Annotated in this window: 7 protein-coding genes; 4 read left to right on the top strand and 3 right to left on the bottom strand. The window is 35.4% G+C overall.

Features of this window, described 5'->3' with window-relative positions; all coding sequences use genetic code 11:
* Positions 1-21: 21 nt before the first annotated feature.
* The 3 genes from KEM10_RS08345 to KEM10_RS08335 form a co-directional block, all read right to left on the bottom strand.
* Complete coding sequence (locus KEM10_RS08345) at positions 22-3510, bottom strand: discoidin domain-containing protein (RefSeq protein WP_212215531.1); 3489 nt, start codon at positions 3508-3510, stop codon at positions 22-24.
* Between the two features lie 315 nt (positions 3511-3825).
* Complete coding sequence (locus tag KEM10_RS08340) at positions 3826-6165, bottom strand: TonB-dependent receptor (RefSeq protein ID WP_212215530.1); 2340 nt, start codon at positions 6163-6165, stop codon at positions 3826-3828.
* A 211-nt stretch (positions 6166-6376) separates the two neighbouring features.
* Complete coding sequence (locus KEM10_RS08335) at positions 6377-7483, bottom strand: helix-turn-helix domain-containing protein (protein ID WP_212215529.1); 1107 nt, start codon at positions 7481-7483, stop codon at positions 6377-6379.
* A 168-nt stretch (positions 7484-7651) separates the two neighbouring features.
* Between KEM10_RS08335 and KEM10_RS08330 the strand changes: the two genes are divergently transcribed.
* The 4 genes from KEM10_RS08330 to KEM10_RS08315 are packed head-to-tail and all read left to right on the top strand — an operon-like array spanning position 7652 to position 14246.
* Positions 7652-8623 (top strand): WD40 repeat domain-containing protein, encoded by a 972-nt coding sequence (locus tag KEM10_RS08330; RefSeq protein ID WP_212215528.1) that lies wholly within the window; start codon positions 7652-7654, stop codon positions 8621-8623.
* Positions 8624-8628: 5 nt separating this feature from the next.
* Positions 8629-9849, top strand: a complete 1221-nt coding sequence (locus KEM10_RS08325; protein ID WP_212215527.1) for a hypothetical protein — start codon at positions 8629-8631, stop codon at positions 9847-9849.
* Between the two features lie 2 nt (positions 9850-9851).
* Positions 9852-11828, top strand: coding sequence for an IPT/TIG domain-containing protein (locus KEM10_RS08320; RefSeq protein ID WP_212215526.1), 1977 nt, complete (start codon positions 9852-9854; stop codon positions 11826-11828).
* 9 nt (positions 11829-11837) lie between these two features.
* Positions 11838-14246, top strand: a complete 2409-nt coding sequence (locus tag KEM10_RS08315; RefSeq protein ID WP_212215525.1) for an IPT/TIG domain-containing protein — start codon at positions 11838-11840, stop codon at positions 14244-14246.

Below are 14246 nucleotides of genomic sequence, written 5' to 3'. Positions count from 1 at the left end.
ACTATTTAGCAGATTTAGTTGTTATTCTTTTATTACTTTTTGCACTATCTGTTGGTCTTTGTAATTTATAATTAATAGGTATATACCCGTGCTAACATGACTGGTGTTTAGATGAAGATTATTTGTTTCGGCGGCTACTTTTCTTTCGATAATGATCTTACCATTAAGGTCGCTTAATCTAAGTGTAGCTTCAGAGTTTATAATAGGTAATTCAATATTTAATTGGTTGTTGAATGGATTTGGATAGGTTTTAATGGTTGTTTCTTCTTGTGAAATACCCGTACTACCCCCTGTTGTAACTGCCACTTCGTTGGATGCACCAGAAGTACCTCCCTCGTTGTAGCTTCTCAATCGGAATCGATAGTCTGTTAGAGGCTCCAAATCAGAAATCAGAAATACCTTAATAGTTGGGTTGATTGTATCAATTGGTACAAATGTATCATTCTCCCATTGTTCAATAATATAACCTTCTGAGTTTAATGATGCATCGTTCCAGGTAATAAATACGGATGTTTCTTGATATAGAGTAGCTTTAAGACCGTATGGACTATCTGGTGGCACTGTTTGGTTCAGCAAAATTACTTCAGCAGCACTGGCATATTTTGATCCGCTTATTTCAGAAAGAGCCTCGAATTTAACGTATCTGCCTGATACTTTATTTTCGAACATTACCTCTTTTAAATTGGTGTTGGCACTCATTCTTCCTGTTGCAATAGCATCTCCCCATGTATTAACATCATTACTTACATAAATAGCATAATCAGCAATAGTACCGATATCCATTCCATCTTGCCTTGGTAAATAGCGGAAACCAACCAAACTCATTTCTTCTCCAAAATCAACCGTCAAATAATGCGGATACCCCGGGGCTGTTCCACTATATTGAGTATGCCAATAGGTATTTTCATCTCCATCAAAGGCATATATGGCAGGTGAATATTCGCTATTTATTTCTTCGCTGCTAAAGTCAATTAAAGCAATATTTGCCGGACTGATATAACCTTTTTTAAGTGTTTTTATAATGGCAAGGTTCGATTCCGCCGAAGCAATATCGTCCTTAACCGCTTTTACGCGATAATAGTAGGTGGTTTCGTATTGCATGGTGGTATCGATGTAGGTGCTTTGATCTGTCGCAATAGTATCGATACAAGTAAAATACATTTCTCCTTCACTGGCACGCTCAATATAAAAACCGTCTTCGTTATCTGCATTATCTGTCCATTTTAGTTCAATGTAATTTTGCTTGTTGATTGAACTATTAAGTTGATCAGGTGCATTTACCGGATAGAATTGATTATTTAAATGAAATTCAATAATTCCGCTTCCGTAAGTGGCAAATCGTACACAATTAGTGCGTTTGATAAATTCAACATTAGTAAAGTCAACACTCGGAATGGGATCGTCCATCATTTGAAACCAACGATTATCTTGTATCGAGTACACCCAGGCTCCTCCATATCCACAAGCTGCAAATATAAATTGTTCGTCGGGTGAAAGTGCAAAATCACGAATCCTACTTATACTTAAACCATTGATTTTAGATGAAAATGTTTTTCCATTATTTTCTGAAACAAGGAAGTAATTTCCAACGCCTGCAAAGTATACTTTATTGGTATCAATCTGTGAAGCTTTAATCACTGCCTGATTCTTAGGATAGTTATAGTATTGATCGTTCGACTTTGGTTTTGTTCCATAATAAGACGTAGAGGTCCAGTTTTCACCTCCATCAGTTGAGTGTATAAATAATCCATTGTTTAAGGCAACATACCATAAATCGCGGTTCAGTTCAGAATAACCAAAGCTTCCTATTTCTGATCCGTATTTAGCATTGAAATCATATGGGTGGGCACTCTGAGTGATGGTTCCACTTGCTTCATCATAAGTGAATTTCTGAAGGTTGCTACCATAGGCTGCATAAATAGCGTCTTCATTCGGGTCAGGCGAAGCAATAATAGGAGCAGCCCACCAGTTTCCTAATCCGTCTAACACAGCTGAACCTCCGTTTTTGTCTGTAGCAAAATTATATTGATGTTTGATGCGACCATAATAAAACCATGTCCAGGCTGAAGTTTCGCGCTTAGAGAAACAGGTGCGCAATACATCTGTTCCATCAATATCCATGGTACTAACAACCATTCCTGTATCTTTATAAGCTGTAGCTCCCCGATCTTGATTGGCCATGTAAATGGAGTTAAAATTCTGACTGGAAGCTGCATCATAATGCATGGCATAACACGCACCATTATTACACCAGGTATAGGATTCTTTATCTTCAGGAGTTTCTGAGATATAGCATCCAAAATCTAAACCTACCAGTGTAATAGGAGTGCCGCCAGCTTTTTCGTAGGTGCGCATGTGTTGCATGTCCCATCCCAGTTTATATCCAAATCCATTCCATGTAGCTCCGTAATCGGTAGATAGTTTCATATCTTCAAAACCACTGATGAGCATATTGGGTTTATCGGGGCAAATTACTTCAAAAGCCCTGTCTCTACCTGCATTTTTCTGCTCCCAGGTAGCTCCTTCATCTGAAGAATAATATACGGTATAATTAGAGTTAATGGTTGACAAGTAAAAATGATATTGACCATCATAATAAGTAGCAGCAGCACTGGAAAGGTTGGTGCCTTCCAGTGTACTTGAGGAGGCTGTTTTTAGTTCAAAGTCGCCGGCTGATGGATTGAATTTATAGGTGTCGATTGTTTTTTGACTTTTTCTCCATACCCACATAAAAGCCTCGTTGGTATAAAAAGGTTTAGCTATGCGCATGTCGTAGGTAGAGATAGGAAAGCTAAGGCTTGATTCGGTATAGGTTGCACCGTTATCTGTTGAGAAATAGATATGATGATAGTTAGAATCATAGGTGTGAAGCACAATTCTTTTTGTGCCATTTGATGTAATTTCAAATATCTGATTCGACCAGCTTTGCGTTACATTAGCTCCGGTTGCAATATTCCAGGTTTGTCCTTCATCATCAGAATATTCCATTCTTCTCAGATCATCATTGCTACGAATTAAGCGAAAGGTGTTGTCAGTTAACAACGTTCCCATAAATACAGGGTTAGCAGTTGAGTTATCTGATGGATTCATTACAATTTTGTGGTTGAGCAATGTCCATTTAACCTCACTTTCGTATTCTAATTTATAAAGGTGACCGGCATAACTAACCACGTAAAAGACATTGCGCAGAGAATCGTAAGATGAGTTGTCTACACGATATCCATACCAGCCGGTTTGTGATAGTTTAGTCTTCCATTCGCCAGTAAGTTTTCCGTTGGCATAGGTACTTTCGTTGGTTGCAGTGCTTGATTTTAATCCAGATGATGATCTGCTTCTCAGATATTCTTTAAATCTGGCTAACTCTTCTCCTTCAAGAACAGGTTTGTCTGGCCGTTCTTCATTTCCAATTTCATTCTCCTCACTTAAGAGCTCTTCATTAGGGCTATATAAAATATAACCTATGGCCATGATTAGAGCGGCCAAAATCAGCAATACACTTTTATGTTTCATTTCTTTGGATTGAATATAACCGGATATAAATATTATAAATGACTTTCATCTCCGGTATTATTATCAGTATTCAAAGGAAATGTATTTTTACAAAGTTCTTTTTGAGAAATTCGAAATAAAACAATACAGAATCTGCAAACAAATAATTTGCCATGTTGAGAATCTGTAAAAAAAATCGGGGAAAAGGCTTGAATTGATAAGTGTTTTAGGTGTTGGTTGATGAGCTAAATAGATTTGGATAACCAAGGATCGAATCGTCATTAAATTCGTAATGTTCAGATCCGATCCTTTACACTTTTTACTTTTGAGTTGTAATTAGAACTCTATGCGATAGGTAAAATAAGGATACGCCATGGCCAGTCCGTGTTCCACTACTTTTTGTTGTCCAAAATCGTAAGCCCAGCCAAACATTTCTTTCTGCATCAATAGGTTTTTGGCTTGAAGGGTTAATACATGAGCCGTTTTTTGTCGGTTGATTTTGTAATTGACCGACAAGTCGACAAACAACTTCGGATCTTCCTGCCATTCGAAGGCGCGATTCTCATCCAAAATCACCATCTCATTCTGTTGCGATGCTTCCTGATCAGCCGGAGTAAATCGGTTTCCGCCCATAAAGGCAATTTTAGTATTTACGCCAAAGCTGTTGTTTTCGCGAACTCTCCACTCTTTACCTCCCAATAGGTTAAAAACGTAATTTCGGTTGAAAGAGGTATTGCGTTCAACGCCGTCGCCGCCTTTATATTTCGAATCAAAGATGGAAGCAGTAATCATATAATAATAGCCTTGTTTCATATACCTTTCAAGGGTTATATCAACGCCTATGTTAGTTCCGGTTCCATCGTTTACCAATGCTTCTTCAAAGTAGTCGTCCCACTGGTAGTTGAGCAACGAGTATGAGCTACCCTCAATAACCGGTACATCATACAACTGTTGATAATAGCCTTCAATTTTCAGTTTTAGGTTCGAGTTGATGCGGTACTCGTATCCCAGCACGTAATGATTGGTTTTAGTTACCTTCAGATCGGGATTTAAAAGATGTCCATCGTTATTAGTCGCTTCATAAAATCGCAATAGTTCAGGTCGGCTATGTTTTCCGTATGCCAGACTGATGGAGTGTTGAGGACGAAAGCGCCAAACCGTGCTGATGCGTGGTTCAACAATTATTTCATCGTTCATATCAAAGTACGAAGCTGTTATACCTCCAATCACATCAAAAGTGGAAGCAATACGCCATTTGCTTTGAGTGAAGAACTGTGCCTGACCAATATTTCCTGATTGATCAGCAATGTGTATTAAATCCGAACCTTCTGTAGGATCAGGATTTCCGTTTACCATTATGCTGTAATGAGTGTTGGTATAACGAACTCCGGTTCGGTTGGTATGGCGGTTCCCGAATTTATGATTGATGTAGCTGCTTAAAAGTAACCGCGTGTTGTCTTCGTTATGATTTGCCATTGGAATAATGCTGCCATCGCGTTGCCACTGATTACTCTCCATACTAAATTTATCGTAGCTAAGCGCCACCGATGATTTCAGATAGGTTTTAGATCCGGTATTAATTTGATGTGAGATGCCCGTAGCTGCAATGTCTGAACCCGTTGAATATTGGTTGTTGTCAAAAGTGTTGGTCCAGGTGTTGACATCCTCATCCGGATCGAAAGCAACGCTGCTGATTCCGCCAATTCCCCATATTGAGAAATCACCTGCTTGTTGTATTGGAAGATGCACCTTAAAACTTAAATCCTGGTAATTGGGCATGCCAAAGTTGCCATCCACAAACTCACCAATTAATCCCATGGTTGAGTAGCGATAGTTAAACAAAAAGGTGGCATCTCCGTCTTTTTTAAACGGCCCTTCAGCACTGATGTCGATACCTTGCGAACCCACCTGAAAGGTGGATTGTAGTTTTTCGTTGCTTCCGTTGCGGAACTTCATATCAAATACCCCCGACATGGCATTTCCGTATTCAGCCGGGAAAGCTCCGGTGTAGAAATCAGAATTATCAAGCATGTTGACACTAAAAACCGTTTCGATACCTCCTCCGTTGTTAACCCCATTCAAATGGTTGGGAGCTGGAATCTCCACATCCTCTAACTTCCATAAAATTCCTTTGGGGGCATTTCCACGTATAACAATGGCATTGTCGTTAACACCTTCCGACATGGTTACACCAGCAAACGAACTGGCTAATCGTGCCGGGTCGTTCCATCCTCCCGCATACCTGCTTGCTTCTTCCACACTAAACGATCGGGCCGATAAAGCTGCCATATTGTTTTGCGCCTTATCTTTTCTAAACTCTGGTTTAACAGTTACTTCATTTAGTTGCTGAAAGCTCTCTTTCATGTTTACATTTAATACAAATGCTCTTCCTGATCGAATTTCCAACTCGTTAAAAATAGTTGGATCATATCCCATAAAACTAAACTGAACACGTTGACGACCTAATGGAATATCAGGCAACTCGTAATTACCATTGAAATCAGTAACCGTTCCAATAGGAGGGGTGGAGCCAATTAAAATAACATTTACTCCGGGTAAAGGCTGATGTGTATCTGCATCTAAAACTCTTCCTTTAATTGATTGGCTCAATTCCTGCCCCCAAATGCCGTTCATAATAAAAGTAAGAACGGCAATTAATACTAATCCTTTTTTCATGATAAAATCCAATTACTTTTTGTTTTTCGTGAGCGAAAGTAGATGCTATAACAAGTTCAGTCGTTCCAATTTATGAATGCGAACCTGTTTTTGGGAGTTCGAACGGTAAAATTGTTGAATTGTTTAACCGTTTAGTTGTTGAACTGAGATGCTATTCAATTTAACGATTCAACAAATAGGCAACTCAACGATTCAACAGTTCTACAATAATTCAGATTGCCGTCTTTTTAAACTCAGTTGGTGTTTGTCCGGTAAGTTTTTTAAATGTGGTATTAAATGACGTTTTAGAATTAAAGCCCGATTCGAAAGCAATGGCTAAAATAGTATAATCGTGCGACTGGTCTTTTAGAAGTTCTTTGGCTTTTTCAACACGATGTTGGTTCACAAACTGAAAGAAGTTTTGATTAAAACCATTGTTGATGGTGTACGACAATTGATGAGGTGTGATCTCCAGCATATCAGCCAGTTTAACCAGGTTAAGGTCGCTGTCAAGGTGTGGTTTTTCTTTTTGCATAATCACTTCCAGTTGATTCTTGGCAAATGCCAATTCCTTGTCGGGTATTAATTTGCGCTTAGTGGGTTCAGACTCATTCTCATCTTTGTTGAGATACTCCAGCTCTTTTTCTCGCCCTTCTTTAATTGGGAAAATTTCTTTTTGGCGTAATGAAAAATAAGAGATCAAATAAATGGCTGCCACGTTAATTCCGTTAACCAGAATTCCTGGTTTGTCGGAATCGAAAAAAAGATTAACAACCACTACTACAATGCTGGTTATAAAAATTTGGATAATAATATACTCTAACCAAACGAGATCTCTTCCTTGATTATTAGAGGTGAATTTTTGTATTTTCTTTTTGTGGTTTCTGATTTTGATATACGATAAGGTTGTATAAAACAAAGCCTGAAAAGAAATAATACCAATAATAAAATAATTAAGCCAACTTGTTGATCCGTTATTTTGCAGTTGTATAGAAAGAGCAACAGTGTAAAGTAAAGGTAAAACTAGATGGATAAGGTCTTTAAATTTGTATTTGTAAAAAGGATTTGAATAGAAGATAATGGTAAAATACAATAATGGGGTTATTAATATTTGTATGCTTCTGATGATAGTACTTAAATCTTGACTTAATAAATGATTAGCAGTAATGTCTACCATTTCATCCACCCAAAAGGAAGCCCAGAAAAGCAAAAAGATACCGAAGTAGTAATTCCCTTTTTGGTTAATTTTCCAAGGATTAGAAATATGAATAAATCCCAGAAGAGTTAGGGATCCAACCAATAAAACAACCAAAAGAGTATTTACAGCTTCGCCAACCATCTTTCCAAAATCTGTTTAAGGTAGAAAAATAGGTATTTTAATGCTGTCATCATAATCAATGAATTATAGGTTATAATTTATTTATACTGATAAAAAAACGACTAACACTTATGGTGTAGAATTATATTATTTTTGTTAAATTTGAAATGTTACCTAGTCCGAATTAATATGAAATTATGCTTTACTATTGTGTTCTTTAGTGTGTATTCGTCACTAAATATACTCTCACAAAAGACTGAATTAACTACTCTTCCTGATTATGATTCAGGTGTTTCCACTTTTTTTATTATAGATGAAGCGGTTATTTGTTATCCTGCCGGAGATCACCTGCAATTTTGGGATATTAAAAAAAATGAGATTATAGATACTTATCAATATTCTTTAAACTCTAAAGTTGTAGCTCTAATTAGCAATAACGAATCTGAATATTTATTTGCTGGAACTAAAGAGGGTGACCTGTTGGTTTTTTCAAAACAAACAAAAAATTTAGTTTATAAAAAGGAAGTAGACTCTTCCGGAATAACCAGTTTATCGCCAATTATATACAAATCCAGAATGTTAATAGGATGTTCTAATGGAAAAGTATATGAGTTAAATATTAATGGACAAGATGAGCCTAGGTTATTTTACAATTGTGAAGAATCGATAACAGCCATTCAATATTCTGAAAAGCTTGATTTGGCTCTTATTGCCAGTGGAGAAGGTGTTGTAGAATTTTTTAAGGGGCCAGCTTTTAATTGGTTAACACGCACCAAGGTTAGCAAAAAATGGATAAGAGATCTGGTAGTGGATGAAACGAAGAATAGGCTGTTTGCTGTTGGCGACGAAGGTGTTTTGTGGGAATGGAAAGTTGATAAGGATGGTGGATTAACTTTTTTAAGAAGTCAAAACGTTTGGAGTAATTGGATCTTATCTATAGATGTGAAGCAAGGTGGGGGAGTAGTTGCAATGGGAGGCCTAAATCATAAGCTGCTAGTGTATACTAATTTTGCTAGCTACGAAATGAAACTAAAAGGTCCCATAACTCAAGCAGAAATAATTAAAGACAAAGGGACGCAATTAAAAATTGTTTGTTGTGTGCATGAAGTTGGGATACAGATAGTACCTCTTGTTGATATGAAATATAAAAGTTCTTTTTAAAAATTATGCGACGTTTATTATTTTTTGTTTTAATACTTGTTTGTGCCAAAATCAATTTGTTAGGGCAATCTGATTTTAGACCAGGCTGTATTATCACACATTCGTTAGATACTGTACATGGAATGGTTGACTATAGAGGCGATATTAGAAATATGAAGGTTTGTTCCTTTAAGAAGCAAGAAAGTGAAATGGTTACAGAGTATCTTGCAAAAGATATATTTGGATATCGATTTGATGAAGGCAAATTTTATATCTCGAAATATATTGAAAGTGAGAGTGTGGAAGATACTGTTTTTGTAGAGTTTCTTCTAAGTGGAATTCGTAACCTTTACTATTATAAGAATCATAATTTTTCAGCCTACTACGTTGATGACGGTGAAGGATCTTTGTTGGAACTTGAGAACAATGAAGTTAATATAAAAAGAAATGGAACATCATATATATACGATGACCAAAGGTATAGAGGTATGTTAACCTATATATTTCAAGATTGCCCTGAATTGAAAAGTGATATTAATAAAACTAATCTTTCGCATAAATCACTTATAAATATTACAAAAAAATATCATGATTATAAATGTGATGATGAAGTATGTATTATTTATGAAAAAGAGTTGCCAGTTTTTACAATAGAAGTAGAACCCAGCATTGGTTATTCTTTGGCAAGTTTAACTTTTAATGATGGGTATTATTTTAATGAAATGGATTTTACAGCAAGTCATTCAGCTCAATTGGGTGTTACTCTTAACATGAAACTGCCAAAGTTAAACGAGAAAATGTCGCTGGCTTTTTCGGGTTTGTTAAATAAAGACTATTTCTACGCAACCAGTTCAGATGAGTATTGGAATAATAGAGTTGTCAATAATTATTACCATGTACATACCTTTAATTTATTGACAGGCATGGAATTAAGGTATACTTATCCCAAAGGAAATGTACGACCGGAAATTTTCGCAGGTGGCTTTATTAACTACTTACTGGATAGTGAGGTAAAATATGAAGTGGAAAATGTGATAAGTAGCACTGTGTCAACAAAATATGCTCAATTAGATGTGTTAGAAAAATCATATCAGGGCTTAATGGGAGGCATTGGGTTAAAGTACCGTCTTTTTACATCACTGACAGTTTTTAATAGATTGAGATATAATCATTATATTAATTCTGAAAAGAATGGTGTAGAAACCGTTATTAGTTCTCTTAATATAACAATGGGTGTAATATTTTGATTATGCGCTATATAATTTTAATAGTAATACTATATGTTCTTTGTTTTCATTTGGGTTGCCAAAAAGAGGTGGTTGATTCAAAAGAATATCCAAGGGTAAGTACCTTAGGGGTAACTAATATTAATTCCGAAGGAGCTACTTTTAATGGCGAGGTGTTATCGTCGGGAAATACCCCAATTATTGAGCAAGGTTTCTTCTGGGATACAACAGCTGTATTGGGGGACAATTCAAAAAATAAAATTTTACTGGAAAATATTAGTAAAACCGGAAGGTATAAATACCGAATGTCTGGTAGTTTGTATAAAAACCAGAAATACTATGTAAAAGCATTCAGTAAAACTCAGGAATATCTTGTTTTTGGAGATGTTGTAAGTTTTCATAGCAAAGGAAGTAAACCCGTTCAAATTACATCATTTAATCCTTCTGTTGGGTCATGGGGCGATACTATATCCATTAAAGGGCAAAGGTTAAATGGTATAGGTTATAAAGTTTATTTCGGAAATTTACAGGCTGAGATTCTTTCGTCTTCAGATAGTATTATGGAGGTGATTGTACCTTCAAAATTGAACGAAAAGAGGGTGAAAATATTAATTGAATCTCAGGATGATACTATAAGTTCAGTTGAGTATTTTAATTATAGAAGTCCCGAAGTTTCAGGAATAAGTGTACTTAACGGAACTTTCAATGATGAATTGATAATTACCGGAAGAAATCTATGTGGTCATGATGCTGATAATGTAAAAGTTTATTTCAACGAAACAGCAGCAACTATTCTTGAAGTATCATCTAATAAGCTGAAAACAACTGTTCCATCAGGTGTAACTAAGAATGAATTGCAGGTGTGCGTAATGGTTGATGGAAGTAAAGATTGTTACAATGAATTATTTCAATTAGTAGCACCCGTTATAGAAAGTGTTTCAGACGACAAAGTCTTTATTGGAAATACTCTGGGTATAGAAGGTCAGAATTTTAATCCGCTACCTGAGCAGAATGTTGTTTTAATTGATGGTAAGGATGCAGAAGTAATTGAGGCATCAGCTACCTATCTTAACGTTGTTATTCCAGATGGTATATATATTACAAGGGATGCTTCTGTCAGTGTTACTGTGGCAACTCAGGAATATGTTTATGATGGAACGGTGTATATTGCTGATTTATGGTTAAAAAAAGGCTCTATCCCGGATCACGGGTATAATACATCTGCAGTTTTTAATTTTAGTTCTGGAGGTTTTGGTTATACAGCTTTTAATACAGAATCAGGCAAAGTTCTAATGTATAAATATTTACCTCAATTAAACGAATGGCAAGAGGAAGGTTATTTTCCAGTGGATAGCAGGAATAAAATGGTATCGTTTGTTATTGACCATTTTGCATATGTTGGAGGTGGGAATGACAATGAAGACTTTTGGAAATATGATATATTAAATAAAACCTGGGAACGTATAAGTGATTTTCCTAAAACAGGGGTTAACAGAATGACTTCTTTTGTTATATATGGTAAAGGATATATTTGTACAGGTGAGCAAACTGATAATTTCTGGCGCTATGATCCTACTTCTGATCAATGGGAACAATTAGATGATTTCATCCCGGAAGAGAACTGGTCAGCCAGAGCTGATCTATCTTTTGTAATAGATAATAAGGGATATATCATGACTTGGAATGGAAATAGTGGAGTAGATCAACTATGGCAATACAATCCTTTAACCAATATGTGGATTAAAAAGTCTAATCAGAAAGAGTATCAATTCTACAGTGGTAGGTGCGTATTTGCTCTTGGTCAAGATGCATACCTGATTCCCGGTGCCTACGATGCAATTTGTTATAAATATAGCTCAATTTACAATAGATGGAGTGCAGTTAAGTATCTTGATGGTAGACAACAGGCTGTCTGTTTTACCATAGACGATGTTGCATTTGTTGGAGGAGGGCATAACTTTTCAACTTCACTATCAGATTTTAACGAATTCAAACCTTAGCTAGAAAAAATGAACACGATAAGAAATGCTTTACTCCTCGCAATATTTAGTTTAATCTTTGTGAATTGTCAAAAAGACTATCAGAAATCTGATATTCTAGTTCTATCGACCAAGAAAGTAGCAATTAATGGTTCAACAACTAACGGTGTTACCTTTTCTGCTTCCATATTACTTGATAGTGAGGATGCCATTTTAGAGCAAGGGTTTGTGGTGGCTTTGAATATGAAACCAACCATAGAGGATGAATTGCTTCATGTACAGGAATTAGGTAACTCAGATTTTTCTTTAAAGTACAACAATGTTCTTATCCCAGATACAATGTATTATGTAAGAAGTTTTGTGAAAACTGAAAAACATCTGGTTTATGGTAATGAAGTAGAATTCTATTCAAATGGTTCGCAACCGCCAGTTATATCAAAAATAGAACCTTCGGTTGCTTTTTGGGGTGATACCATACTTATAACAGGAGAAAACTTCGATAAGTATGGAAAGAACAATAAAGTACTATTTGACCATTTTCTATCTAAAAAAGTGTGGGGGGGTGAGGATACAATTTATGCGATTGTTCCTGCTGAATTAAATAAGAAGGAAAGTGAGGTCTCAGTTAGTCTTTATGAACAAGATTCTAAAAACACCATAAGCTTTGAAATATTTTCACCAATAATAGAAAAGGTGAGTATTACAGAAGGTCAATTCCCGGATACAGTATTAATAAGTGGAGATTGGTTTAATACTGAAAATGTAAATGTTTTGCTTGATGGATATGAATGTAAATTATTGTCTGGTAGTAAAGATAAACTTTCATTTATTGTTCCATTCATTGGTGCTGGTGGTGAATATTCTCTCCAATTAAGTCAGGCTGGCGAAAAAATAATAGTAGATAATGATTTTCAATATAATAAACAGGAGATATATGGGTTGCCAGAGGACGGAGTGTTTTATGGAGATAAAATGGTGATTACAGGTAATAACATTGACTTTAGAAGGTTTCCATTGACGATTTATGTGGATAATCACTTTATGAATGTCGCTAATTACCACAAATATCAAGATTCAATTATTTTCAGCTTAACAAACGTATTTTATGAATTGAAAAAGGATAACGCCTATTACATAGAACAAAAAATAAGTAGAGATAAAATTTTCGAGAGTATATTCAGCTTTAAAAATCCACATATTGAGATGATAGATATGGAAACTATTGTCAATGGTACTTTAATGGTTAATGCTATGGGATGTTCTTTTGGCATGGTTTATCTGCAAGGACCTGTTACAGAATCTCATTATTTAACAATGACTAGAAATAAGGGAGAATGGTCATTACGATATGATTTGTTACCAGGATTGTATCAATTTTACTATGAAAGCGAAATCTTGGGTAGATCAGAAACCAATGAATTTACTATTCTGGAACCCCAATTGAACTCTTTGGAAAAGAATAGTTATAGTAGAAAGGATGAACTAATTGTTGTAAATGGAGATAATCTTCCAATTAACATGTGGTCAGGGAATACTAATTTTAAGATAAAGCACTTAGATTCTGATCGTGTTTTTCACTTTAATGGTAGGGTCGAAAACCTAAAAAACAATCAGATTAATCCTCTGTGGTTAATTGGCAAAGGAGAATATGAGATTTACCTAGAACTTAGAGGGGAGAAGATAAGTAACGCACTATCTTTTACTTTTGAAGATGATTTTGAATATGTTGATAGTGTTGCTGGTTTTGTGAAGCCCCCTAATTGGAATACTAAAGGATTAAAATGGAAAGACAATCTTTTTATAGGAGATGGATGGCATAGTTATTTAGTGAATCTAGATTCAAAAGCAATTAAAGGGGTAGAGGGAATAGAATCTGCATTAATGGATATAGTTAGAGTTGGAGACAATGTATTTTTTCTTGATGAATTTGGTATGATATACACTATTGAAGATGTGGTTGATCAATGGCAGGCTTCAGCAATTGAAATGTCGGAGTTGGTTGATGCCACTTTTCTACGTGACAATGAATTATGGTATATTACACGTAATGGAAAAGTTTATAATTATAATGGTGGTGATATTCAATTTTTCGGAAGCATTCCAAATTATGAAAGATCTATATATGCTTATGCTAATAACTATGAATTATTCTTGTTTAAGCAAACTAATGTTGAAATAAGAGACATAAACTCATTACTTGTTAATGAAGTGATTGAATATGATATTGATGACTTTATGTGGACGGAAAAAAACTTTGTACCTTCAAAAAATGGTATAGCCATTTATCATAACCGCACCTTTAGTTTTTTTGATCTAGACAATCGCACGTTTTCATCTCCAAATGAATATGGTCTTCCCGGTTATTATGAAAGCGTATTATTTAATGATGATAATGATGACCTATTTCTTCTGAATGAAAATTTTATTTATAAATACTAA

Source organism: Carboxylicivirga linearis (genome assembly GCF_018271995.1).
Taxonomy (GTDB): Bacteria; Bacteroidota; Bacteroidia; order Bacteroidales; family Marinilabiliaceae; genus Carboxylicivirga; species Carboxylicivirga linearis.
Note: the sequence above shows the minus strand (reverse complement) of the source record. Positions and strands in the feature narration are given on the sequence as shown.